Here is a 24007-nt window from a genome sequence, read left to right as displayed (position 1 = left end):
TTGAAAGGGGACTATCGCTTTGCAAGAAACAAAAATATTCCCGCTAAAGCAATTACCAACGAAAGAACAACGACATAAATTATTTGGTTCTGTCCAACCAGCAAAAAAAACAAAACCTGTTGAAAAGAGTAAAATGGCAGACCTACAAAATACAAAGAAAGATTTTCTATTTGATTTGAATGTAGTTGGAATTTCCAATGTTAAATATCCAATTACCATTGAAAGTAATATGAACCCTGGATTTCAAACAAGTATAGGTACATTCAAATTTTCATCCAGTTTAGCTAATACAAGTAAAGGCACGAATATGAGCCGATTTATGGAACAACTAAATCAGTACCATGAGCAAGGCTTTAGCCTCACATTAGCTAATTTAAAAACATTTGCTATCGAATTGTCAGAGCGTCTTGAACAAAAGGATGCAACTGTGGAAGTAGCATTTCCATGGTTTTATGAACGAAAAGGTCCCCATTCCAATCTAGCTGGACTAAATCATGCAAATGCTTCAATTCGAGTAACCTATAATCAAGCAAAAGGTACATCGGTGGAAGTATCTTTATCTGCGCTGATTACAACGCTATGTCCTTGCTCAAAAGAAATTAGTGAGTATAGCGCACATAATCAGCGCGGTGAAGTGGCAATGGACATCACCCTCTCCGATGATTTTGATGAAAACAAAATAGATTGGAAGGAAGTACTCTTACATGCAGCAGAAAGTAATGCAAGTGCTAGAATTCATCCCGTACTTAAACGACCGGATGAGAAAGTGGTAACGGAACAAGCATATGAAAATCCTCGATTTGTAGAGGATATGGTGCGTTTAGTTGCAGCTGATTTATATGAAATGCCTTTTGTTACAAAATTTAATGTATCTTGTAGAAATGAGGAGTCCATTCATCTACATGATGCTATTGCATCCATAACCTTTGATAAGCAAAACGTTGAATCTGAGCAGTAAACAATGAAATATCTATTTATTGGGCTCATTAAATTTTACCGAGCTGCGATTAGTCCCTATACCCCATCAACATGCAGATTCTATCCTACATGCTCTGAATACGGACTTGAAGCATTTAGACGTTTTGGTGCCATAAAAGGAACCTATTTGACGATAAAAAGAATTAGTAAATGTCACCCATTCCATCCTGGTGGCGTTGACTATGTACCAGAGAAAAAGGACAAACAAAACAAATAGTATTTACAAAGGGAGTTGTCTTGATTGAATCTAAAAGTCAGCACGGAAGCCGCAAAATGGTATAAAGAAGAACTGGATATTAAAGACACAACTCAATTACGTTTTTTCGTTCGATATGGAGGAGTCGGTGGTAAGATTCCAGGATTTTCCCTTGGATTAAAACTAGATAAACCCCAATCTACTCATGCATCTACAGAAGTGGAGAATATTACGTTTTATATCGAAGAAGCTGATGCATGGTATTTTGAAGAAAGTAATTTAGAAGTACATTTAGATGAGCAACGGAATGAACCGATTATGGAGTATGTTTAACGAATACTTAAAAGGCGCTGATCAACGATCAGCGCCTTTATTCTTCCATGTATGCACTCATAATAAAGTTAAATGCTTATAATTTAAAACGCTCTATTTGCTCCCACTGATTTTCCTTTCGCAGTATTTTGCTTTGACGCTCACCAAACAAGTCAAAATGTGGGTAGGTATCATCTTGATGAATCCATTCTTCTTGTAGACCATAACATTCCCCCCAAGCTATCAACTTATCTAGGTCACTGCAACCCACTTTTGTCACCGTATTACAACCTGGAAATCGTTCATCTATCCAATAATGAGTCAAAAAATCGATTTCGCCATTTGTCACTTTTTCCTTCCAAGCGATTAACTCACTTCTTTTGATTCCAAATGCCATTTCTATTCTCCCTTTATTTGTTCGGAATAAGCATGATGCCATTCTGGAAAAGATCTTCTTAATGACATCGGGCGGAACGAATCCTTCTTAACGACCGCATGCTTTGTAAATCCACTTACAGCGATATTATCTGTAGAATCTAGAATATGATAGCCATATACCGTCCGAAGTCCATCATACTCTTCTAGCCATGTTTCAACATAGGCTTCCTCCCCATATCGAATTGGCTTCTTGAACGTAAGTTGTGCATCGAGAACTGGAGCTACTGCATTATCCTTCTCCATCGCAGCGTAGCTAAGTCCAAGGGCTTCAATGTATTTGGTTCTCCCTATTTCAAACCACACTAAATAATTCGCGTGGTAAACAACGCCCATTTGATCTGTCTCCTGATACCTTACTTCTAGCGGTGTTCGTACTTTCTTCAATTTATTTCACTTCCCCTTAATTTTGTCACTTTCTTAATCGTATCACATTATGCAGTAAAAGTGATTGGAGACGATTAAAAAGTGAAACAGTCTCAAACTCCTATGGTTTGAGACTGTTTTCTTTGTATTATTGATCATGCTGCCCGTGAGACTCATCCTTTATTTCTTCACGAAAGCCCTCAATTGCTTCTTCTCTTCGCTTATTCTTTGCAATAATTTGTTCTTTTTCTTCACCGGAACTGAATTGCATTGTTTCATGTGCTTCTTCTAAATTTTCAATTGTATCGTGTACCATGTTTTGTATTTTTTCTACATTATCACTACGATCATCTGGATTTGGCTGTTGATTATATTTATCTGTCATGCTGATTCTCCTTTCTGAAATTACATAGGCTTATTCTTTCAATAAAACGAAATTCTATACGAAAAAATGCTACTTCCTTTCAATTTTAGGAAGTAGCATTTTTCTTAGTTTTCGCTTACTTTCTTTACAGTCTGATGCATCCTCATGTCCAAATTATCTTCAATTTGCTCCATGAGTTTTCTGTCTTCTAAAATCTGTTTTCGATTTTCTGCAACGAGGTCATCGAAACGTAGCTTCTTTTTAAGAGAAATGGTAATCCACCCCTTTTTATACAAACATTCTAATAAGTAGTATTACCATTTCTACAAATTTTATAATTAATTAAATTAATTTAAACCATCTACCATTTCAGTCATATAGTCATACTCTAAAGGTCCAGCTACCCGAGGTTGTTGTACTACACCATCCGTACCGATAAAATAAGTAGTAGGTACCACAATGACGCCATACTCTTTCGCGATATCTCCATCACGATCCAACGGTATCGGATACGTAAATCCGAACTCATCAATAAAATTATGAACTGCTTGTTCACTCGTATCTTTGTCTGTCAGGTTAACAGCGACTACAACAACTTCATCTTGGTTCTCTTCATAATATTGCTGCATTCCAGGCATTTCTTCTCGACATGGCGGGCACCATGTGGCCCAAAAATTCAATATTACTTTTTTTCCACGAAGCTCTGATAACTTCAAACGATCACCACTTAGTGTTTCAAGTTCAAAATCTGGTGCAAGGTCACCTTGCTTAATGCCCACACTTTCAGCTGGGGCAATAGCTCCCCCCTTAACATTCGTATCACCAGTTACATCATATAGATACGTATCTGAATCCTCAGTTTCATTAATTTTGCTTTCATTTCTATGATCGATAAAATTTCCAATGACGATACCAATTAATACGAGCAGCATCGTTAATCCAAAAATTTTCTTAAACAAGACGCCAATCCTCCTCTACCACTCACATCGTTAAGCAAGCTTCTCTCCTTAATCGTATGTATTTATGAATGTTTTGTAAAGGTAATTAGGTTATTGTTCTTAAAATATTCATGAATGATTGATATTTGAAAGAAACTATGGACTAATGATTACTTGCTGAGTCTGATTAACTATCGCTGTCTGGGATCGCTCCGGGCGGATATTCGCACGATCCATCATTGTCTGTAGTTCGCATTCTATATTTTATTTGCAATAAAAAATGCTCTGCCATAGGGTAGCAGAGCATTTTTCTAGCAAGTTTACGATTACGTATAACTTATGCTTTTAATTTATTTCGTAACACCATTTGTAGAATTCCACCATGACGATAGTAGTCAATCTCAACATCACTATCAAAGCGTGCAACAGCATTAAATTCTGTTACCTTACCAGATTCATCTGTTGCAGTAACCTTCACTAAATCAAGTGGACGAACACTTTCATCAACTTCTACGTTAAATGTTTCTTTACCAGTTAAACCAAGCTTCTTGGCACTTTGACCTTTTTCAAACTGTAATGGAAGTACACCCATCATTACCAGGTTTGAACGGTGAATACGTTCAAAACTTTCAGCGATAACTGTCTTAATTCCTAGCAAGTTCGTACCTTTTGCTGCCCAGTCACGAGAAGATCCCATTCCATAATCCTTACCGCCCATAACAACAAGTCCAGTTCCATCCTGCTGATACTTCATAGCAGCATCATAGATTGGCATTACTTCACCTGTTGGCCAGTAAGTTGTATAACCACCTTCTGTACCAGGAGCCAGCAGGTTACGAATACGGATGTTAGCAAACGTACCACGCATCATAATTTCATGATTTCCACGGCGTGACCCATAGGAGTTAAAGTTTCTTGGTGAGACACCTTTTTCTTGTAAGTGTTTCCCTGCAGGCATATCTTTAGCAATCGCACCTGCTGGTGAAATATGGTCAGTTGTTACAGAATCACCGATTAATCCAATTGCACGTAAACCGTTTAGTGCTTCAACAGTTCCAGCATCTTTCGCTAATCCTTCAAAGAATGGTGGGTTTTGAATATACGTTGATTCACTATCCCATTCAAACAAAGGCTCATCTGTTGTTTGAATTTCATTCCATTTTTCGTTTGAAGAAAATACATCTTCATACTCTTTACGGAAGATTTCAGGCGTAACAACGCTTTGTACTTCATCTTTTATTTCCTGCATTGTTGGCCAAATATCAGTCATGTAAATAGGGTTTCCATCTTTATCTTTACCTAGTGCCTCTTTTGATAAGTCAATGTCTACTGTTCCAGCTAATGCATAAGCAACAACTAATGGTGGTGAAGCCAAGTAGTTTGCTTTTACTAATGGATGGATACGCCCTTCAAAGTTACGGTTACCAGATAAAACAGATGAAGCAATGAGATCACTATCTACAATCGCTTTTTCAATTTCTTCACGTAATGGACCTGAGTTACCGATACATGTCGTACAACCATAACCAACAAGGTTAAAGCCTAGTTGATCAAGATATGTTTGTAAGCCGGCATCTTCCAAGTAGCGTGTAACAACTTTAGATCCTGGAGCCAATGATGTTTTCACATATTCTGGCACCTTTAGCCCTTTTTCTACAGCTTTTTTCGCTACAAGTCCAGCACCAAGCATTACATATGGGTTAGATGTATTCGTACAAGATGTAATCGCTGCGATAGCAAGCGCACCAGTTTTCATGGTAGAAGTAGCTCCATTTGAATGCTGTACAATCACTTCTTTATCAAACTCGGATTTGTCTAGGCCAAACCCTTGGTTTCCTTCAGGAGCAGTGATTGCTTTATTAAATTCCTTTTTCATATTGGATAAAGAAATTAAATCCTGTGGACGTTTTGGTCCAGATAGATTCGGCTCTAAGTCAGAAAGATTAATCTCAATCACCTTCGTATATTCTGGATCTGCTTGATCTGGAGTATACCAAAGATTATTTTCTTTACAATATGTTTCTACTAAGCTAATTTGCTCTTCACTACGTCCTGTTAAACGAAGATAGTTTAAAGCTTCTTCATCAACTGGGAAGAATCCACAAGTAGCACCATACTCCGGTGCCATATTAGAGATTGTAGCACGGTCAGCAAGTGGCATATCTTGTAGCCCAGGACCGAAATATTCAACAAATTTACCTACTACACTTTGTTCACGAAGAACCTGTGTTACTTTTAATGCTAAATCAGTTGCAGTAGTTCCATTTGGAAAGCTTCCCGTAAATTTAACACCAATTACTTCAGGTGCTGGGAAATAAGATGGCTGCCCAAGCATTCCAGCCTCAGCTTCAATACCACCAACACCCCATCCAAGAACACCTAAACCGTTAATCATCGTGGTGTGAGAGTCTGTTCCAACAAGTGTGTCCGGATAAGCATCGTATTCACCAGCATCATTTTCTATACCATGAACCACATTCGCAATATACTCTAAGTTAACTTGGTGAACGATACCAGTTGCTGGAGGAACAGCACGATAGTTATCAAATGCTTTCTGTGCCCAGTTCAAAAACTCATAACGTTCTGCATTTCGTTCAAATTCCAAGTCCATATTTGCTTGAAGCGCATTAGCTGTACCATACTGATCGACCTGTACAGAGTGGTCAATAACTAAATCAACTGGAACTTCTGGATTGATTTTATCCGGTTCCCCACCAAGGTCGACCATTGCTTTTCGAAGTGAAGCAAGGTCAACAACTGCGGGTACCCCAGTAAAATCCTGTAAAATAACTCGAGATGGCTTAAAAGGAACATCGACTCCTTCTCCATCTTTTGTACCCCACTTTGCAAGTGCTTCAACATGTTCATTTTTGATTTGATGTCCGTCATGCTGACGTAATAGGGATTCTAATAGTACACGGATTGAAAAAGGTAAACGCCCCACTTTACCGATTCCAGCTTCTTCCAAGCTTTTTAGACGATAATAATTATACGTCTTGCCTTTCGATTCAAATTGCTTTTTAGCGTTAAATACATTTTGATTCGTCATTTTGTTACCCCTTTCATTCACTACTTTTGTCCCCCACCTTGAATTTATTCCAAGGTGTGACAAAATTCTTTCGTTTCAAAAAACGCATAAATTCAATATTAAAATAGGTCTTACATACTTATAATATAGGAATCTACCAGATAAAACAAATAATTGTTCTAATTAAGGCTATACCAATAAATTATGTAAATTGATAACTTTTACTTATACAAACAGAAGTGAACTTCTCGTTGTAAGTTATCAATTAATATTCATTCCTCTTTTGAATCCGTGAAAACAAGCTGGAATGTACTTCCTTTTGTCGGTTTTTGTTTTATTTGCAAACTGGCATGATGCGCTTTAAGGATTTGCTTTGTTATTAATAACCCTAATCCGGTCCCACTTTGCTTCGTTGTAAAAAACGGCTCCCCAAGCTTATGAAGAATATCCGTTTCGATACCACGACCTTCGTCTGATACTGAAATAATAATGTTATCATCCACTTGCTCCGTTGAAAGTACAATCTTTCCCGGGGTATCCATTGCCTCAATCGCATTCTTCACTAAGTTAATTAAAACCTGTTTAATTTGCGAACGATCACAGAAAATCTTTTCATGTACTGGACGTTCAATTAAAATCTCGATATTATTTAACGTCGCTTGCGGCAGTAATAATGTCACTATGTCTTCAATCATGTTAATAACAGGTTCGATTTTCTTATTATCTGTTAAAGGCTTAGATATGTATAAAAGTTCTGAAGTAATAGATTCAATTTTTTCAATTTTTTCAATTTCATCAATCATAATTGTAAAGTATTCCTCTTTTCGATTAACCCCTGCCTGCAGCAGCTGTAGGAACCCTTTTAAAGATGTTAATGGATTTCGGATTTCATGAGCTATTCCTGCAGCCAATTGACCCGCAACTGACATTTTTTCAGAACGAACCATCATTTCCTCTGTTTCCTTTTTATGCGTAATATCTTTTAAATAAACGAGATAATGCATTGGCCTTGTACCGCCATCCGTCCACTCTTCAACAATACAATCTAATAGCACATGATTTCTATCGTTATTAAGAACGTTCAGAACGAAATTCTTCCTACTACTTTTCTGACCTTTCACTTGTTTTCGAATATAAAATACATCTTTTTCAGGAAGTTTTTCATGCCAGTAGATTCCAAGGAGATCTTGCACTTTATAGCTTAAAGTGGACTCGACTGCTTTTGTTGCGTATACAATTTTCCCATTTTCATCAATTAATAAAAAGACATCACTACTATTTTCTTCAATCCAACTTAGTACGGATAGGGGTAATGCAGCAACTCTATTGGTCGTATTTGTTTTACTAAAAAACGCTGATATATCCTCGCCATTATTATTATTAATTTCCATAACTGCTCCCCTTTCTATTAAAACACATCTTTATAATATAGATATGATTATAACTTATAGAGTATGATACTTGTTTATCTTTTTTACTCCCATTATAATAGATAGAAATAGATACCATTTGAATGATTAATCAATGTCATTTTACTACAATTATAACAAAAAATAAATTAATTATTACAATTGTAGCTAATATTCGTAACTATTGCGTTTCATACATTAAAAAGAGCTAGGTGAATAACATGTCTGTAATTATTGTTTTGTGGGGGTTCTTCTTAATTAGTTTGATGGCAATTGGTGGATTTTTCATGTTCCGGAAGTTCTTGAAACGTTTGCCAAAAGATGATGGGAAATCAGTCATGGATTGGGAAGAGTACTATATGGAAAAAACTCGTCATATGTGGAAGGACGAAGAAAAGCAATTACTAGAAGAATTAGTATCACCTGTACCTGAGCTTTTCAGGGATGTGGCAAGGCATAAAATTGCTAGTAAAATTGGAGAAATCTCCTTAAAAAAAGAACAACATTCGATTACACAATCTACATTAATCGAAGGCTACATTATTGCGACACCCAAAAGAGATCACAAATTTTTAATAAAAAAATTAAATCAAAAAGAAATCGATATTACTCCATATGAACACCTTTTTGAAGTCTCTAAAGATAATTATGCTAGCGACTGGAAAGAAAAATATAAGTAAGTTACATTCCCTACAAAAATAAATGCGCTTACCCATTGGGTAGCGCATTTTTCTTTAATTGCATGAATTGATAGAGCATCGATGCTCTCCACGTCACAATCATACCGAACGCGAGAATAAAGAACATCCCACTTGTTTCTCCATAAGAAATCGTACTTCCTATAATTATTTTAATAACGATTCTTACAATTAAAAGACCAAATAAGATAAATGGAAATGCCTTAGAAGGCACAAGAAAAATTTCTTGATCTCGAATTTCAAATTTTGAAGACTTAATAAGCAATATTGAAAAAATCATTCCAACGAAGAAAGCTTCCATTACTTGAATCCATGGAATATGGAAAACCGGGAAAATAAACATTAGTGCCCCGGTACTCATAAATAACGGTGGCAAGATAATTTTCTTTATGGAAGCAGGCTTCTTTGCTGCATTTAATCGTACAAATATCATTCCAATAGCCATACCTGCTGCTACAATCGTACTTGCAACCGCCCAAAACATGTCAATCACTCTCTCATAAGAATGAATCCATTCCAGATTCATTGATTCACTTTAATTCGTAGTTTAATAACCACCTGCAAAAGCAACACACCTTAGCAAATGGTTATTAAAGAGCTACCGTTTTTTTCTCATTCAATACAATAGTAATATAACCGGTCGTAAAAATCCATTAAAATCCGGAAAAACCAAACCACCCTGCTAAAAAGCCCGTAAGTTTAGTCATCCAATCAAAGAACAGTGCGATTCCCATTAATATCATTACCCACCCACCGATAGTAACTAAACGGCTGCTGTGCTTTTTAATCCATTTTATTTTGCCAATAAACAGGGATAGCAATATAAATGGAATCGAAAATCCGAGAATGTAACTGATCATCATAACCATTCCTATTTCCGGATTCGTTGCCGCTAACGACAAAACAATGAGCAAAATAGGTCCAACACAAGGTGTCCATCCAAGTGAAAAAGCCATTCCAATTATAATAGACCCGAAAAATCCTGCTGGACGATTTTTAAAATGGATTTTCCTATCCTTCATAAGAAATTCAAAGTTAAGAACACCTACGAGTACAAGACCAAAGAATATAATGACAATTGCTCCAATTTGTCTGATCAAATCTTGGTACGTCATCAGAAACTCTGAAATAAATGTAGTTGAAAACCCAATCATAACAAATATACTGGAAAATCCAATCAAAAAACAAATCGTATGTATCAATGCTTTCTTATTCAGTTTTTTATTTTCATCATTTATTTCACTTACACTCATACCAGTAATATAAGATAAAAAAACTGGATAAAGCGGTAACACACATGGTGAAATAAAAGATAGAAAGCCCGCCCCAAATGCGAGGAAAATATTTATTTCTGACATCATAATCCCCCTATCATTTCCAGTTTCTATTCTAACAGAAAACGTTACAAAGAAAAGCAAATGATTTTGACAAATAGCGTACATCTCATTTATCACTTTTATTTATAGCTTTTTATAGCTGTGGATGGCGTTTATCTTGTACTCTTTGTCTATAGAAATAGTATATTGTATTTTTCTTCTTTCTAGAATCTCAGCTTAGATAAGAAGTATGATCAAAACTAAAAAACCACTTCGCTGTTTACCGTTGTAACAGAAAAGTGGTTTTGCAAAAAACGAATCAAAAATTTATAAGATCAGCGAGGGAAATTAATCAACATCAATTATTAAAAAGATCCCTTCTACCTTATAGCCCCATATGTATCAAAGTGTTACTTTTCACCTTGATTATTCATTGCACGCATCATTTGATTAATTTTCTTCTGCGACGGTTTTTGACCCATTTGCATCATTAATGTCCGAAGCATCTGCTCATTAATAGGTGGATTCTTTTTTAAATAGCTCATCATATATTTTCTCGCAATAAAAAATCCAAGAGCAACACCAGCAATTAACGCTGCTATAGCAATTAGTACGACCCAAATTGTGCTCATTTCTAGTTTTTCCTCCTTCGTGTTGTCTCTAGTACAGTATATTAAATTAACGGTGAGAATACAATACTTGTCTCATCCTAACACTGTTTTTTAGTGTGATTGGAGAAATCCAGCCATAATTGGGTACATTTTTCCCTTGGACAAATACAAAGGGATAACAATTACGTAACATAGGAAATAATACCATAGCTGCTTCCTGTAAATCTTTACACTGGAAATGCAAACGCCCATTTTCAGCGTGGAGACGAATCGTAAGATCATTTTTATTTAAGTATAACATTTGTCCATCCGTTTGAATGGATATTTGCTCAAGTGCTTGATTATTTAACTGTGCTGCAATTGCCTGAAAAGGAATATGATGAGTAATATATATGTATTGGGCCTTCAAATCTTCTCTAGTAGGATTGGCCTCATATTCTTTAAGAAATCGGTAAAGTATATCACCTTTGTGAAAATAAGATCTTGCGATATCCTCTTTGATCCAATAAATAGCATACTCCATCATCTCTAGTCTCCTCCCTTTTAACTCTATTATAGAGAAGACATGCAGAGAAGAATGTCATATTAACATGCAAATACCAACTATTTTTGTCGAATTAACAAAACAAAGAGTAAATGATACATTTTTTGTGATACGACTCCTTTTAATCAAACTACCATACAGACTCTGGCGAAACTATTTTCTATACTAAAACGTCCTTATTGCATAAAAACAAGATGGTCCCAAAGGAACCATCTTGTTTAGGCTTTATTTCAATACTTTTTCAACATGCTCGATAACATTTTCAACCGTAAAGCCATATTCTGCGATTACTTTTTCACCTTTTGCAGAAGCTCCGAATCGGTCAATTCCAATAATTGCACCTTGGTCGCCAACGTAACGATCCCAACCGAATGATGAAGCCATTTCAATTCCAACACGAGCTTTTACATGTGGCGGAATTACTTCATTACGGTATGCTTCATCTTGCTCCTGGAAACGATCCCAAGAAGGCATACTTACTACACTTACATCGATATCTTTTTCTAGTAATTCTTTCTGTGCTGCTACCGCTAATTGAACTTCAGATCCTGTTGCAAGTAATAGCGCATCTGGAGTTTCTTTCTTGGACTTACTAATGACATAAGCACCTTTTTTAACACCTTCATAGGCATTTTCTTTCGTGCCTTCTAGCGTTGGCAAGTCTTGTCTCGTTAAGACAAGTGCAGTTGGTTGATCTTTTGATTCTACTGCTAGTCTCCATGCCGCTTGTGTTTCATTTGCATCAGCAGGGCGAATCAAAGATAATCCAGGAATTGCACGTAAAGCTGCTAGATGCTCTACTGGCTCATGGGTTGGACCATCTTCACCAACAGCAATTGAATCATGTGTAAATACATACGTAACCGGAGTATTCATAATAGAAGATAAACGAACCGCCGGACGTAGATAATCACTGAATACGAAGAATGTACCTGCATACACATTCAAACCACCATGTAATGCCATACCATTCAACGCAGCACCCATTGCATGCTCGCGAACACCAAACCAGATATTTCTACCTGCATAGTTTTCACGAGTGAAATCATCATCGTCATTCATTGTTGTTTTGTTAGATCCTGCTAAGTCAGCACTTCCACCGAAGAAATTAGGCACTGCTTTTGCAATTGCATTCAGAACCTTTCCGGAAGAAGCTCTTGTTGCCAACGTATCTTCCCCAGGCTGGAATACTGGAAGTTCTTTTTCCCAACCAGCAGGAAGTTCACCTTTAATTGCAAGCTCAAGCTCCCCAGCTGCTTCTGGATACTTCTCTTTATACGCAGCAAACAGTTCATTCCATTGTGATTCCTTCTCTGCACCATCTTGAACGATTTTTTCATTGAAGTCTGCATATACTTCATCTGGTACGTGGAAATCATCATGTGTCCATTTGTAATATTCTTTTGTTAATACTACTTCATCCGATCCTAAAGGCGCACCGTGTGAAGATGCAGACGCTGATTTATTCGGTGATCCGTAACCGATAATTGTTTTAATCTCGATTAATGTTGGCTGTGTTGTATTGCTTTGTGCTTCTTTAATTGCATTACGAATTGCATTTAAATCGTTTCCATCTTCTACACGAATTACCTGCCATCCATAAGCTTTAAAGCGTTGCTCTGTATTGTCAGAGAACGAACGGTTTAGGTCGCCATCAAGAGAAATATCGTTTGAATCATATAACGCGATCAACTTCCCTAAACCTAAATGTCCAGCAAGTGATGCTGCTTCATGTGAAATACCTTCCATTAAATCGCCATCACTAACAAGTGCGTACGTATAATGGTCAACAACAGATAAATCTTCTTTGTTAAACTTAGCTGCTAAATGCGCTTCAGCCATTGCCATACCAACGGACATTGCAATCCCTTGTCCAAGTGGACCAGTTGTTGCTTCTACACCATCTGTATGATTTACTTCTGGATGACCTGGTGTTTTAGAATCCCATTGGCGGAAATTTTTCAAATCATCAATGGTAACATCATAGCCAGATAAATGAAGTAAGCTGTATAAAAGCATGGATCCATGTCCAGCAGAAAGTACGAACCTATCTCGGTTAAACCATTTCGAATTCTTTGGGTTATGATTCATAAAGTCCGTCCATAGCGTATACGCCATTGGCGCAGCTCCCATCGGTAAACCTGGGTGACCGGAATTTGCATGTTCGATTGCATCAATCGACAATGTACGAATCGAATTTACTGATAACTTTTCAATCTCATGTGACATAGTTTACTTGCACCTCTCGTTTCTAAAGTTAATGGAGTATTCTACTTCATTCTATAATGAAACCGGTTTTGTAACAAGTAATTCCACCTATTTTGTTTGTTCTCCAAACAAAATAGGAGTCAAATAACTTAATCTTTCATAATAGAAGCTATTAAAAAAACTAGTAACTATCCAATGATGAAGTATATTTTGAAATTTAATGGACCTACAAAGCTTTAAAATATTTCATTTAATATAAATAAAGAACAGCTGATCACTTATTCAGTAGATCTAGCTGTTCTTTTAAAAGTGAACATTAATGCATTTTATTTCTTTTTTGTAAATCTCGAACCTTTTGTGGTGTAACATCGTTTCCGGCAGGGTCAATTACTGTCATTGTTTTAAATTGGTTTTTAAAAGAACTTCGTACATTATTCAAATATTCTTCTCTTAATTGCTTCTGTTCCTTTTTTTCCTTATCGGATAACCCTTCTTCTTTCGCTTTTTTCGCCAATATATTAATACGTTCTAGTTTTTCTTTCGTTAGCATAGAACGGACCTCCTACTATAATAAAATAACATTAGAAAACTTGGCATTCGTCAAGATTTCAGGCGAATGTCTTAGTTGCACTTATGCAAATAGCAAAGTATTATGCTTTTCTTTCCTATTTGCAAAATAAAAGACAAGAATAAAATTTCAATTCCTGTCTTTACATCGTACTCTACACGTTAGCGATATTCAAGTATTTTGAAATTCCTTATATCTCCGATGAACCGTTGCTTTAGAAACATTATATCCTAGTCCATTTAATGTTCTCGTAATTTCATCAAAGGTGAGGTTGTTTTGACGTAGGCGAACAACCTCTTCAATGGGAAAGGTAATACGATCTCTTCCTGGAGCGTGATTTGTATTTGATAGGTTTTCACTTGGATTATATCCTTCACGAATAGCCTTTTTCATCCCACGTTTTATTTTCATGTTGTGAATTTTCCGCTGATATTCCTCTACAATCCCTACAATTTGCAAAACCATCGAATCTGATTCAGTTAACTCTAATTCCCCATCGTTCATCACTGTATAGATAGGGATGTTCAGTTTATTTAGTTGGTGAAATAGGGCAATTTTCGTGTTGCCTCTACCAAGTCTTGTCTCATCTTGAATCAATAAACAATCGGCTTTGTTTGCAGAAAAATAATCAAGCATTTTAAATATACCTTCTCGCTCAATTTCATAACCACTTTCTTGTTCCTCAATACAATCAATAACTGTAAAATTATGTTTAGCTGCAAGCTTAAAAAGTTCTTGCTTTTGCCGAGCCAATGAAGTCTCTTGTGTCTTTTTATCTGTGCTAACACGGCAGTAAATTAGTGCATTCAAAACATCGTGCTCCTTCATCCCTATAGTTTACCCACTAATAATGATAGAAAAGTATAAGAATCCTAATGTTAACGCAAAAGCTACTAAATAAAAAGCATCCGTTTTTGAAATTTTTTCAAACATGGTATAGCCCCCTCTTTTTAAGAACTACTGTTCGGTTAATGGAAGTATACTACCGAACATATGGTCCTGTCAACTGTTTTTCAGAACGAACGTTTGCTTAAGTATACGTAAAATGGTAAACTATCATTAATAAATCCTATGTAAGAGGTGAAAAAGAGATGACAAAACTTTCAAAAAGACAACAAATGATTCTTGAGTTCATTAAAGATGAAGTAAGTAAAAAAGGATATCCACCGTCTGTACGTGAAATAGCTGCTGCTGTTGGTCTTGCTTCTAGTTCTACCGTTCATGGACATCTTGAGAGAATTGAATCGAAAGGTTATATTCGTCGGGATGCTACGAAACCAAGGGCGATTGAAATTATTGATCTATCTGAAGATAGTCATATTCCTAAAGAAGAAGTTCGCTATGCTCCTGTGATTGGTAAGGTTACTGCCGGCATTCCAATTACTGCCGTTGAAAACATCGAAGAATTTATTCCGCTTCCTAGCACAACCGCAAGTCCGGATGATAATTTATTTATTCTTGAAATTGATGGAGAAAGTATGATAGAGGCCGGGATTCTTGATGGTGATATGGTTATTGTGAAACAACAGAACACTGCAGAGAATAGCGATATTGTTGTAGCAATGACCGAGGATGATGAAGCAACAGTAAAACGATTTTTCAAGGAAAAGGGTCATATTCGTCTACAACCGGAAAACGCCACTATGGAGCCATTAATTTACCAAAATGTATCCATTTTAGGAAAAGTAATCGGCTTATACCGAAATATTCATTAATATATTGGCCATGTAGCTACGAGCAAACAGCTAAAATAGATTTTCCGTTAGGATTCACGAGAAATAGCCCTTTCACAATACGTGTTGGGCTATTTCTCGTGAATGGACATCACAACAACTCACATATACTCGCGTAGTCACCTTTAGAAGACAATAAAAAATACCGCTCACACCTACATGTATGAACGGTATTTAGAAATCGTAATATGAAAATTAATAGCGATAAATCTGTGATTATTTCGTGGGTACATGCCAAATATTAAGCATTGAGCTCCACTAAATATTTAACCGCACTCACCAAATAAACACACCTAATAGTTCGATAAATACTGCTCTCTCTCCCATGGGTGAACAGTTGTTCTGAACATATCCCATTCAATTTCCTTCGCTTCAATAAAGTGTTCAAATAAATGCTCCCCTAAAGCTTCCACAAGCACTTCATCTTTCTTAAATTCAACTAGTGCATCCATTAACGTAGCAGGCAAATCTTTAATACCATTTGCTTCACGTTCTGCTTTATCCATTACATAAATATTACGGTCAATTGAAACAGGTGGCTCCATTTTACTTTTCACACCATCAAGACCGGCAGCTAACAATACAGCAAGAGCCATATATGGATTTGCAGCTGGATCAACACTACGAACTTCAATACGAGTACTTAAACCTCTTGATGTTGGAATACGAATTAACGGACTTCGATTTGAGCCAGACCATGCAACATAACAAGGTGCTTCGTAGCCAGGTACTAATCGTTTGTATGAATTTACAGTTGGATTTGTTACAGCTGTAAAATTCGTCGCATGTTCTAATATACCAGCAAGGAAATGAAATGCTGTTTTACTTAATTCCATATTACCTTTTTTATCATAGAAGGAATTCTCATTACCAGAAAACAACGACATATTAACATGCATTCCAGAACCATTCACCCCGAATAGTGGTTTTGGCATAAATGTGGCATGCAGGTTATGCTTTCTTGCAATTGTTTTAACAACTAATTTAAACGTTTGGATATCATCCGCATGTTTTACTGCATCTGAATATTTAAAGTCAATTTCATGTTGACCAGGTGCTACTTCATGGTGAGAAGCTTCAATTTCAAAGCCCATTTCTTCAAGCTCTAAAACGATATCTCTCCGGCAGTTTTCTCCCAAATCTGTTGGCGCTAAGTCAAAATATCCACCATGATCGTTTAATTCAAGTGTTGGCTCACCATTTTCATCAAGTTTGAATAAAAAGAATTCGGGTTCAGTCCCAATGTTAAACGCGGTGAATCCTAACTCTTCCATTTTCTTTAGGTTACGTTTCAAGTTGTATCTTGGGCATCCAGAAAACGGTGTACCATCCGGATTATAAATATCACAAATAAAACGTGCTACCTTTCCTTTTTCTGAAGTCCATGGGAACACTACAAACGTATCCAAATCTGGATGTAACTGCATATCCGATTCTTCAATACGGACAAAACCTTCAATCGAAGAACCGTCAAACATCATCTTATTATCCAAAGCTTTATCTAGTTGACTTAGCGGGATTTCGACGTTTTTAATTGTTCCAAGCATATCCGTAAATTGTAAACGAATAAACCTTACGTTTTCTTCTTTAATTCGCTTCTTGATTGCATCTCTCGTAAACCTGTCACCCATTATTGTATCTCCTCCTAAAATATATTGTAAGTATGCATGTCGGGAAGCTCTTGATGAAATATATCGTTAAATTGACATTGCTTCCCTCGCATACCTAACACCTTTTTCGTAAGAAGCTGGTTATTCATTCCACGGAATCTTATGAAAGACTTTATTGCTTTCATAGAAATCCTTTTACTTTGTAGTGCAAGCTTCTGAATGAATAGCTTACTTGCACCAATTCAGTTAGGATCATTTTATACCCCTAGCTGCGAAAAAATCTTGATAGCTCACCTTGTCGTAAACTTGTTCTTCCTAGTCTACCAGCTTCACTTAACTCATGTTTTAAGATTTTTCTAAGTTCTTTATCAGATATATCCGATTTCTGCTCAACCTTTTCTTCAACAATTACTTCACCCTTAAGCACAAGCTTTATCCCAGCTAAGTTCAAGCCTTTATCTAGAAGGTCTTTAATTTCCAGAAGTTTGTCAACATCATTGAAGGAAAACAAACGTTGATTACCAGAGGTTCGTTCTGGAGCGATTAATTCATTCTCTTCATAATATCTGATTTGTCTCGCTGTTAGTTCAGTTAGTTTCATAACTATACCAATTGAGAACAAGGGCATCGAACGACGATCTTGATCATTCAAAAGATAACCCCCTAAGCTTTTATAAGAATAGTATAAATTATGTAAGGTATCATGTCAATTAAATGTTAGGTATTCTAACATCTTCTTTTTGTAACACCTCTCATAGTCATTTTCTTCCCTTTTCATCCGATAAAAAACCTTTTTCCAGTAATGTTTTTACAGATTCTTTTAAAGCAATCTTCACATGAGAATAGGTGAGCCCGCCTTGAACAAATGCTGTAAACGGCTCTCTAATTGGACCATCTGCTGATAGTTCAATGCTCGCACCTTGAATAAATGTACCAGCGGCCATAATGACCTCATCCTCGTATCCCGGCATTTCACTAGGGTACGGCGTAACAAAGGAATTTACAGGAGAATGTTGCTGAATTGCCTGACAAAAAGCTATCATTTGATCTGCTTCATTAAAGGTTACCGATTGAATTAAGTCGGTTCGTTTCTCCTTATAGCCTGGGGATGTTTGGAATCCAACCAACTCTAGAAAACGTGCGGTTAGCACTGCTCCCTTTAACGCTTCCCCAACAATATGCGGAGCAAGGAAGAAGCCTTGATACATTTCTTGAAGCATGTTCATTGTCGCGCCGGTCTCTTTACCAAGTCCAGGAGCTGTTAAGCGATTCGCGCATTGATGAATTAAGTCTGCTCTACCAACAATATATCCACCGGCTCGTACAATTCCACCGCCCGGATTTTTAATTAAAGAACCAGCCATAATGTCCGCTCCAACCTGAAGTGGTTCCTTATCTTCCACAAATTCACCATAGCAATTATCAACAAAAATAATAAGGTCTTGATTAATTTCCTTTATAAAACGTACCATTTCACCAATTTGGTCCACTGTAAAAGATGGCCTTTCGTCATATCCTTTTGACCGTTGAATCCCAATAACCCTTGTATTTTCACTGATTGCTTGCTTTACATTCATATAGTCGATTGACCCGTCTGTAGTTAGTGAAACTTCATTATATTGTATTTGAAAATCCATTAAGGAGCCGGAATTATTCCCCCGTTTACCGATTACTTCTTCTAACGTATCATACGGTTTTCCAGTTATATAGACTAATTCATCATTCGGTCGTAACAATCCAAATAGAGCTGTTGAAATCGCATGTGTCCCCGAAACAATTTGCGGGCGAACGAGTGCATCTTCTCCGCCAAAAACATCCGCATAAACTGCTTCTAGCCCTTCTCGACCTAAATCATCATATCCATAACCACTTGTCGAATTAAAGTGACTATCGCTAATTCGATTTTTAATAAATGCATCAAGTACCTTCTTTTGGTTGATTTCTACAACTTTATTAATTTCTTTAAATTGTTCTTCACAATTTTCTTCTGCTTGTGTTATCCATTTTTCTATCATCTGTTTTGTTTCTCCTCTTCTAGCTGTTCATGCTTTCAAAAAACATTGTAAATACAAGTGATTATATATACCATTATCTATTATCAATGGAATAAGTAATGATTCAACGCATGATCTTTTCTTATATACCCTCGAATTAAATAGTTGTTTTTGTTCTCATCATACTGTTTGTGGGCTATGATTGTTTCTAACGTAAGTTTATTGATTAAGCTTCCTTGATCGGGATTTAACTCAATCGAATAACTTTGCCACGTCTCTTTGAGCGTTTCTTCTACTTTTTGTAACACGAGGTCATTATCCTGCTTATCATAAGCACTTATAAATAGATACGGATGATTTTCTGGTATAAAATCCTCGGTCACAATATCTTTCTTATTGTACAGTGTAAGCACTGGTAAATGGTCTGCCCCAAGTTCCTCCAGTAAACGATTGACAGTATCCTGTTGTTGCACTTGATCCGGATGGGATGCATCTACAACATGTAATAGAAAATCAGATTCAACAACCTCTTCTAACGTTGACCTGAAGGATGCAATTAATGCTGTTGGAAGCTCCTGAAGGAAACCAACCGTATCTGTCATCAGTAGTTCAAATCCAGAAGGTAAACGCACTTTCCTCGTTAATGGATCTAGTGTTGCGAATAGAAGGTCTTCCTCAATGGAATTACTCATCGTTAATCGGTTAAATAATGTTGATTTCCCTGCATTCGTATAGCCTACAATTGCTATTTGGAAGATAGCATTATTTTTTCTTCTTTTTCTGTATTGCGTTCGTTGATTAACAACTAGCTTCAACCTTCGTTTAATATCATCGATTCGCCTATTGATATGCCTTCGGTCTGTTTCCAGTTTCGTTTCCCCTGGACCTCTTGTCCCAATTCCACCACCAAGTCTTGACATAGCGACACCTTGACCATGCAGTCTTGGCAGCATATATTCCAACTGAGCAAGCTCAACTTGTAGTTTTCCTTCCTTCGTCCTTGCTCGCATTGCGAAAATATCGAGAATTAACTGACTGCGATCAATTATTCGTACACCGAGAAGGTCTGTCAAGTTTCTCAATTGTCCTGCCGAAAGCTCATCATTCGACAGGACGAGATCAATTTCCATTTCATCCATTAATGCAATCATTTCATGGATTTTACCCTCACCAATATATGTAGCAGGGTGAATACGGTTTCTATTTTGAGTCATTACCTTTTCTACCGTTCCACCTGCAGTTTTACTTAGTGAAATCAATTCTTCCAACGAGGAAGAAAAAAGTTGGTCGCTTTGCATCTTTTGTTTTACTGCAATAATTAGTATTTTTTCTTTAGACATTAGTAACCTCTTTCTTTGATGTCTATATCAATATGACATATCTAGCTTCATACTTCCATCATAACAAAGAACATGCTGGATACAAAATCGCTATTTATCTGGCTCTAATTGCAAATCATTTCCAGTAAGTTGAATTAAATCTTTAGTCGTGTAAGTACTCTGTTGCAAAACACGAACTGCATGTAATCGAATCGCCTGCTCAATCACATTCCGGACATACCTTGCGTTAGAAAAGTTTCTATTCTTCTCATATAGCTTTTTATAAAGATGATTTCGCAGTTCTCTCTCCGCTTCCTTTGTTAGGTTATATTCCCTAATCGATGCCATCTGCTTCGCAATCTCCATCAATTGATTAACCTCATAATTAGCAAATTCGAGGATGAAGGGAAACCTGGACTCCAAACCAGGGTTAAATGTTAAAAAACGATCCATTTCATACGGATATCCAGCTAAAATAAGCACAAAGTCATCATGACTGTCCTCCATATGTTTTACCAATGTATCAATCGCTTCCTTGCCAAAATCCTTCTCTCCACCCCGTGCTAGGGAGTAAGCTTCATCAATAAATAGTATGCCGCCCATCGCTTTTTGAATGATAGCTCGCGTTTTTTGTGCCGTTTGCCCAATATACTCCCCTACAAGATCAGCTCTTTCAGCCTCTATAAAATGCCCTTTGGAAAGTATGTTCATATCATAATACATTTTAGCCAGTTTCCTAGCTACTGTTGTTTTTCCTGTGCCAGGGTTGCCTTTGAAAAGCATATGCAAAACTTGTTTCGAACTTTTTAAGCCCATTTCTTTTCGCTTTTCATTCATTAAGATTGTTGCATAAATTTCTTTAATCGTCTGCTTTAAGTTATTCATTCCAACAAAGGAAGAGAAAGCAGCATCAACCTTGTTGAACGGACTGTTTTCAATGGATAATGGTTTTGAGTTAAGTTCAGTATCTTTTCGTTCCTGCAAAATTATATTAATTTTTCCATTTTTATACCCTTGCATCTGTGTCACTGTGAAATCACCCCTTATTCAATCTCAGTATACGCAAACAGGGAGATTTGCGTGACAATAGCCCAACATAATGAGTACCAAATGAAAAATTATCCACTGGCAGATGACGTGAAATAGCTACAGAAATCATTCTATCAGCCGCGAATAAATAGTCTAACTTGATCCTAGAGGTAACAATAAGACAATTACTTCCCCTAGTTATGTCGCCATTTAAATCTTTTATGTACCACTTACCCTTTTAAAATAAATATGATCTTGAATCAATTGGTTCATCTTTCTAACCAGGAAAAACGGACGCTAAAGTTAGCGTCCGTTCGAATAACTATTCTTTATCCAGAGTTACATTTTTAACTGGAGCAAAGGTTGAGATAGCATGTTTAAAAATAAGCTGCTGTTTCCCATCCGTTTCTAATAAAACTGTAAAATTGTCAAACGCTTTAACAATACCCCTCAATTGAAAGCCATTTGTTAAAAATACAGTAACCGAGATATGGTTTTTTCTCAATTGGTTTAAGTACTGATCCTGAATATTGACTGATTGCGCCATCGAACTTCCTCCTCTTTTCTATCTGTATGTAATTAATTCTATCATTTTTTCAAAATTCCTGCTAATCCCTTGAAAATTAATGTAAAATCTTCATTAATTGTAGCAGGAGTAACAGAATACCAGGATACATCCATTTTGTTTTTAAACCATGTATATTGCCTTTTCGCATATCTTCTAGAATTTCGTTTCAATAATTCAATGGATTGTTCCAAACTTTGCTCACCTTTAAAATAGCTAGTCCATTCTTTATAGCCAATCGCTTTCATCGATTGACAGCAAGCGTAGCCTTTATCATATAAAGTTTTCACTTCTGTAATCAAACCTTCTGTAATCATTTGATCTACTCGAGCGTTGATGCGTTCATACAATAACTCTCTCGGCATTTCTAGGCCAATTAATATCGGATTATAAGGAGATTCCATAACTTGATTGTTCTCATATTCGCTCATCGTCATTCCAGTTGTTTCATAGATTTCTAACGCCCGAATGACTCGGCGATGGTTATTTGGGTGAATTTTCTTAGCTTGCTCCGGATCGATTTGCTCCAGGCGATGATATAGTGGCATAATCCCTTGTGATTCCACCATTTCCTCCATCTTCTTCGAGAGTAAAGGATCCCTCTTACGTTCTGAAAAATTATAATCATAAAGTGCGGCCTGAATGTACAGCCCACTTCCACCGACAATAATTGGCAACTTTCCACGCGCTGTAATTTCAGCTATGTATTGCTGTACATGCTCTTTGAAGTCAGCAGCAGAGAATTCCTCATTTGGGTCTTTTATATCAAGCATATGATGCGGAATGCCTTGCATTTCCTCTTGTTTAATTTTTGCTGTCCCGATGTCTAGCCCCTTATACACTTGCATGGAATCTCCGCTGATAATCTCACCATTGAATCGCTTAGCAAGCTCAATGCTTAATTTCGTTTTACCAACAGCGGTCGGTCCCATAATTGCAACTACATTTTTTTTCATAGTATTCCCCTAGATTACATTTTTATTCATAAGCTGTATATGCTTTAAACATCCAGATATCTTTCTCCAGCTGTCCTTGAAGCGTGATTAACAAGTCAGATGTTGGTTCATCATTTGATTCTTCAGCAAGCGGGATGCCTGCTTGTTTAATTTCTGAAATAATTTGAGTGAAATCCTGGATTAATTGCTGGATGATCTCCGCCTCTTTATCATCTGCATTCGCTTCATTTAATGTCGTTTCTTTTAAATATTTACTCATTGTAGCAAGTGGCTTTCCCTCAATTGTTAAAATCCGTTCTGCGATGTCATCACTATCTGCCGCAAATCGAGTATATAATTCCTCCATCTTTTCATGCAGCTGAAAGAAATGTCTCCCCTGTACAAACCAATGGTAACGATGCAATTTAACGTACATAACAAAGTAGTTTGACAGTAATTGATTTAAAAAATTGACTAGTTTTTGATTATCCAATATACCCACACCTAAACCGTATTTGCATGTATGCATAGGATTAGCTTTGTCATGGTGTAGGCAATTTATACATTTTGGATTCATAAAAAGAGTCGAGCGTTTAATCCGAATGTTACTGGTCAGCTAGTAATATAGAATGCGAACTAACTTCTCTGCATTTTCTTCAAGTGTGTGCAATAATCGCCGTCCGGGATCGCTTCGGGCGGATGCTTTCCGTGGGCACGGCTTCAGCCTCTCCGGAAGAAGCCCCCTTCCTGCGAGTCTTCAGACACGTGCTGTTCCCACAGGACAAGGAATGCTTCGTCAGCTTTTACATCGCACGAAGAAAATTGGTTTTTATTTTCGAGGAGTCACCGCC

General features: G+C 36.8%; 27 protein-coding genes. 5 read left to right on the top strand and 22 right to left on the bottom strand.

The window, feature by feature from the left end; all coding sequences use genetic code 11:
• Positions 1-19: 19 nt before the first annotated feature.
• The 3 genes from folE2 to F1560_RS20070 are packed head-to-tail and all read left to right on the top strand — an operon-like array spanning position 20 to position 1507.
• Positions 20-958: a GTP cyclohydrolase FolE2 gene (folE2, locus tag F1560_RS20080; protein ID WP_149476402.1), complete on the top strand. Its 939-nt coding sequence runs from the start codon at positions 20-22 to the stop codon at positions 956-958.
• Between the two features lie 3 nt (positions 959-961).
• Entirely contained in the window at positions 962-1195 is a 234-nt protein-coding gene (yidD, locus tag F1560_RS20075) for a membrane protein insertion efficiency factor YidD (RefSeq protein ID WP_149476401.1), read from the top strand.
• A gap of 24 nt (positions 1196-1219) precedes the next feature.
• Positions 1220-1507 carry a HesB/YadR/YfhF family protein gene (locus F1560_RS20070; protein ID WP_149476400.1) on the top strand — a complete coding sequence of 96 codons (288 nt, stop codon included), beginning with the start codon at positions 1220-1222 and terminating at the stop codon, positions 1505-1507.
• Between the two features lie 76 nt (positions 1508-1583).
• Here the strand turns inward: F1560_RS20070 and F1560_RS20065 are convergent, their stop codons facing one another.
• From F1560_RS20065 to F1560_RS20035, 7 genes are all read right to left on the bottom strand, one after another.
• Entirely contained in the window at positions 1584-1883 is a 300-nt protein-coding gene (locus tag F1560_RS20065; protein WP_149476399.1) for a hypothetical protein, read from the bottom strand.
• Positions 1884-1885: 2 nt separating this feature from the next.
• Positions 1886-2308 carry an acyl-CoA thioesterase gene (locus F1560_RS20060; RefSeq protein WP_149476398.1) on the bottom strand — a complete coding sequence of 141 codons (423 nt, stop codon included), beginning with the start codon at positions 2306-2308 and terminating at the stop codon, positions 1886-1888.
• A gap of 127 nt (positions 2309-2435) precedes the next feature.
• Positions 2436-2672: a small acid-soluble spore protein Tlp gene (gene tlp, locus F1560_RS20055; protein ID WP_149476397.1), complete on the bottom strand. Its 237-nt coding sequence runs from the start codon at positions 2670-2672 to the stop codon at positions 2436-2438.
• 104 nt (positions 2673-2776) lie between these two features.
• Positions 2777-2947: an FbpB family small basic protein gene (locus F1560_RS20050; RefSeq protein WP_245347709.1), complete on the bottom strand. Its 171-nt coding sequence runs from the start codon at positions 2945-2947 to the stop codon at positions 2777-2779.
• 51 nt (positions 2948-2998) lie between these two features.
• Positions 2999-3610 carry a TlpA family protein disulfide reductase gene (locus F1560_RS20045; protein WP_149476396.1) on the bottom strand — a complete coding sequence of 204 codons (612 nt, stop codon included), beginning with the start codon at positions 3608-3610 and terminating at the stop codon, positions 2999-3001.
• A gap of 316 nt (positions 3611-3926) precedes the next feature.
• The gene (gene acnA, locus F1560_RS20040) at positions 3927-6638 is read right to left on the bottom strand and encodes an aconitate hydratase AcnA (protein ID WP_149476395.1); all 2712 of its coding nucleotides are present in this window, start codon (positions 6636-6638) and stop codon (positions 3927-3929) included.
• A gap of 251 nt (positions 6639-6889) precedes the next feature.
• Positions 6890-8008: an ATP-binding protein gene (locus tag F1560_RS20035; RefSeq protein WP_149476394.1), complete on the bottom strand. Its 1119-nt coding sequence runs from the start codon at positions 8006-8008 to the stop codon at positions 6890-6892.
• Positions 8009-8247: 239 nt separating this feature from the next.
• Here F1560_RS20035 and F1560_RS20030 point away from each other — a divergent pair, with 239 nt between their 5' ends.
• The gene (locus F1560_RS20030) at positions 8248-8706 is read left to right on the top strand and encodes a DUF2621 family protein (RefSeq protein ID WP_149476393.1); all 459 of its coding nucleotides are present in this window, start codon (positions 8248-8250) and stop codon (positions 8704-8706) included.
• Positions 8707-8734: 28 nt separating this feature from the next.
• On the opposite strand, the gene F1560_RS20025 is transcribed toward F1560_RS20030, so the two are convergent.
• From F1560_RS20025 to F1560_RS19995, 7 genes are all read right to left on the bottom strand, one after another.
• Positions 8735-9208 carry a CcdC family protein gene (locus F1560_RS20025; RefSeq protein ID WP_149476509.1) on the bottom strand — a complete coding sequence of 158 codons (474 nt, stop codon included), beginning with the start codon at positions 9206-9208 and terminating at the stop codon, positions 8735-8737.
• A gap of 169 nt (positions 9209-9377) precedes the next feature.
• Positions 9378-10082: a cytochrome c biogenesis CcdA family protein gene (locus tag F1560_RS20020; RefSeq protein WP_149476392.1), complete on the bottom strand. Its 705-nt coding sequence runs from the start codon at positions 10080-10082 to the stop codon at positions 9378-9380.
• 368 nt (positions 10083-10450) lie between these two features.
• The gene (locus F1560_RS20015) at positions 10451-10672 is read right to left on the bottom strand and encodes a YneF family protein (RefSeq protein WP_095308808.1); all 222 of its coding nucleotides are present in this window, start codon (positions 10670-10672) and stop codon (positions 10451-10453) included.
• Between the two features lie 46 nt (positions 10673-10718).
• Entirely contained in the window at positions 10719-11177 is a 459-nt protein-coding gene (gene sirA / locus F1560_RS20010) for a sporulation inhibitor of replication protein SirA (RefSeq protein ID WP_149476391.1), read from the bottom strand.
• Positions 11178-11420: 243 nt separating this feature from the next.
• Positions 11421-13424 (bottom strand): transketolase, encoded by a 2004-nt coding sequence (tkt, locus tag F1560_RS20005; protein ID WP_149476390.1) that lies wholly within the window; start codon positions 13422-13424, stop codon positions 11421-11423.
• Between the two features lie 295 nt (positions 13425-13719).
• A complete protein-coding gene (locus tag F1560_RS20000) occupies positions 13720-13953 on the bottom strand; it encodes a DUF896 domain-containing protein (RefSeq protein WP_149476389.1) in 234 nt (77 codons plus the stop codon).
• A gap of 189 nt (positions 13954-14142) precedes the next feature.
• A complete protein-coding gene (locus F1560_RS19995; RefSeq protein WP_149476388.1) occupies positions 14143-14781 on the bottom strand; it encodes a YneB family resolvase-like protein in 639 nt (212 codons plus the stop codon).
• A 281-nt stretch (positions 14782-15062) separates the two neighbouring features.
• Between F1560_RS19995 and lexA the strand changes: the two genes are divergently transcribed.
• Positions 15063-15686, top strand: coding sequence for a transcriptional repressor LexA (gene lexA / locus F1560_RS19990; RefSeq protein WP_149476387.1), 624 nt, complete (start codon positions 15063-15065; stop codon positions 15684-15686).
• Between the two features lie 311 nt (positions 15687-15997).
• Here the strand turns inward: lexA and glnA are convergent, their stop codons facing one another.
• The 8 genes from glnA to F1560_RS19950 form a co-directional block, all read right to left on the bottom strand.
• Complete coding sequence (glnA, locus tag F1560_RS19985) at positions 15998-17335, bottom strand: type I glutamate--ammonia ligase (RefSeq protein WP_149476386.1); 1338 nt, start codon at positions 17333-17335, stop codon at positions 15998-16000.
• 244 nt (positions 17336-17579) lie between these two features.
• Positions 17580-17942 carry a MerR family transcriptional regulator gene (locus tag F1560_RS19980; RefSeq protein ID WP_149476508.1) on the bottom strand — a complete coding sequence of 121 codons (363 nt, stop codon included), beginning with the start codon at positions 17940-17942 and terminating at the stop codon, positions 17580-17582.
• 130 nt (positions 17943-18072) lie between these two features.
• Entirely contained in the window at positions 18073-19329 is a 1257-nt protein-coding gene (locus F1560_RS19975) for a methionine gamma-lyase family protein (protein WP_149476385.1), read from the bottom strand.
• Positions 19330-19412: 83 nt separating this feature from the next.
• Positions 19413-20648, bottom strand: a complete 1236-nt coding sequence (gene hflX / locus F1560_RS19970) for a GTPase HflX (protein WP_149476384.1) — start codon at positions 20646-20648, stop codon at positions 19413-19415.
• Between the two features lie 90 nt (positions 20649-20738).
• Positions 20739-21647, bottom strand: coding sequence for a stage V sporulation protein K (gene spoVK, locus F1560_RS19965; RefSeq protein ID WP_149476507.1), 909 nt, complete (start codon positions 21645-21647; stop codon positions 20739-20741).
• A gap of 331 nt (positions 21648-21978) precedes the next feature.
• On the bottom strand, positions 21979-22203 hold the full coding sequence (gene hfq, locus F1560_RS19960; RefSeq protein ID WP_149476383.1) for an RNA chaperone Hfq: 225 nt from the start codon (positions 22201-22203) through the stop codon (positions 21979-21981).
• A 41-nt stretch (positions 22204-22244) separates the two neighbouring features.
• The gene (miaA, locus tag F1560_RS19955) at positions 22245-23177 is read right to left on the bottom strand and encodes a tRNA (adenosine(37)-N6)-dimethylallyltransferase MiaA (RefSeq protein WP_149476382.1); all 933 of its coding nucleotides are present in this window, start codon (positions 23175-23177) and stop codon (positions 22245-22247) included.
• A gap of 22 nt (positions 23178-23199) precedes the next feature.
• Positions 23200-23649, bottom strand: coding sequence for a Dps family protein (locus F1560_RS19950; RefSeq protein ID WP_149476381.1), 450 nt, complete (start codon positions 23647-23649; stop codon positions 23200-23202).
• Positions 23650-24007: the final 358 nt, after the last annotated feature.

Source organism: Oceanobacillus polygoni (assembly GCF_008304605.1).
Taxonomy (GTDB): domain Bacteria; phylum Bacillota; class Bacilli; order Bacillales; family Amphibacillaceae; genus Oceanobacillus; species Oceanobacillus polygoni.
The sequence above is the reverse complement of the archived record's forward strand: the minus strand, read 5'-3'. Positions and strand labels throughout refer to the sequence as shown.

What these genes read in the sequence shown, in the direction of transcription:
- yidD (WP_149476401.1), top strand. Translation starts at nt 962, where the DNA reads ATGAAATATCTATTTATTGGGCTCATTAAATTTTACCGAGCTGCGATT.
- F1560_RS20065 (WP_149476399.1), bottom strand. Translation starts at nt 1,883, where the DNA reads ATGGCATTTGGAATCAAAAGAAGTGAGTTAATCGCTTGGAAGGAAAAA.
- tlp (WP_149476397.1), bottom strand. Translation starts at nt 2,672, where the DNA reads ATGACAGATAAATATAATCAACAGCCAAATCCAGATGATCGTAGTGAT.
- acnA (WP_149476395.1), bottom strand. Translation starts at nt 6,638, where the DNA reads ATGACGAATCAAAATGTATTTAACGCTAAAAAGCAATTTGAATCGAAA.
- F1560_RS20035 (WP_149476394.1), bottom strand. Translation starts at nt 8,008, where the DNA reads ATGGAAATTAATAATAATAATGGCGAGGATATATCAGCGTTTTTTAGT.
- F1560_RS20030 (WP_149476393.1), top strand. Translation starts at nt 8,248, where the DNA reads ATGTCTGTAATTATTGTTTTGTGGGGGTTCTTCTTAATTAGTTTGATG.
- F1560_RS20025 (WP_149476509.1), bottom strand. Translation starts at nt 9,208, where the DNA reads ATGTTTTGGGCGGTTGCAAGTACGATTGTAGCAGCAGGTATGGCTATT.
- F1560_RS20020 (WP_149476392.1), bottom strand. Translation starts at nt 10,082, where the DNA reads ATGTCAGAAATAAATATTTTCCTCGCATTTGGGGCGGGCTTTCTATCT.
- F1560_RS20015 (WP_095308808.1), bottom strand. Translation starts at nt 10,672, where the DNA reads ATGAGCACAATTTGGGTCGTACTAATTGCTATAGCAGCGTTAATTGCT.
- sirA (WP_149476391.1), bottom strand. Translation starts at nt 11,177, where the DNA reads ATGATGGAGTATGCTATTTATTGGATCAAAGAGGATATCGCAAGATCT.
- tkt (WP_149476390.1), bottom strand. Translation starts at nt 13,424, where the DNA reads ATGTCACATGAGATTGAAAAGTTATCAGTAAATTCGATTCGTACATTG.
- F1560_RS20000 (WP_149476389.1), bottom strand. Translation starts at nt 13,953, where the DNA reads ATGCTAACGAAAGAAAAACTAGAACGTATTAATATATTGGCGAAAAAA.
- lexA (WP_149476387.1), top strand. Translation starts at nt 15,063, where the DNA reads ATGACAAAACTTTCAAAAAGACAACAAATGATTCTTGAGTTCATTAAA.
- glnA (WP_149476386.1), bottom strand. Translation starts at nt 17,335, where the DNA reads ATGGGTGACAGGTTTACGAGAGATGCAATCAAGAAGCGAATTAAAGAA.
- F1560_RS19980 (WP_149476508.1), bottom strand. Translation starts at nt 17,942, where the DNA reads ATGCCCTTGTTCTCAATTGGTATAGTTATGAAACTAACTGAACTAACA.
- F1560_RS19975 (WP_149476385.1), bottom strand. Translation starts at nt 19,329, where the DNA reads ATGATAGAAAAATGGATAACACAAGCAGAAGAAAATTGTGAAGAACAA.
- hflX (WP_149476384.1), bottom strand. Translation starts at nt 20,648, where the DNA reads ATGTCTAAAGAAAAAATACTAATTATTGCAGTAAAACAAAAGATGCAA.
- spoVK (WP_149476507.1), bottom strand. Translation starts at nt 21,647, where the DNA reads ATGCAAGGGTATAAAAATGGAAAAATTAATATAATTTTGCAGGAACGA.
- hfq (WP_149476383.1), bottom strand. Translation starts at nt 22,203, where the DNA reads ATGGCGCAATCAGTCAATATTCAGGATCAGTACTTAAACCAATTGAGA.
- miaA (WP_149476382.1), bottom strand. Translation starts at nt 23,177, where the DNA reads ATGAAAAAAAATGTAGTTGCAATTATGGGACCGACCGCTGTTGGTAAA.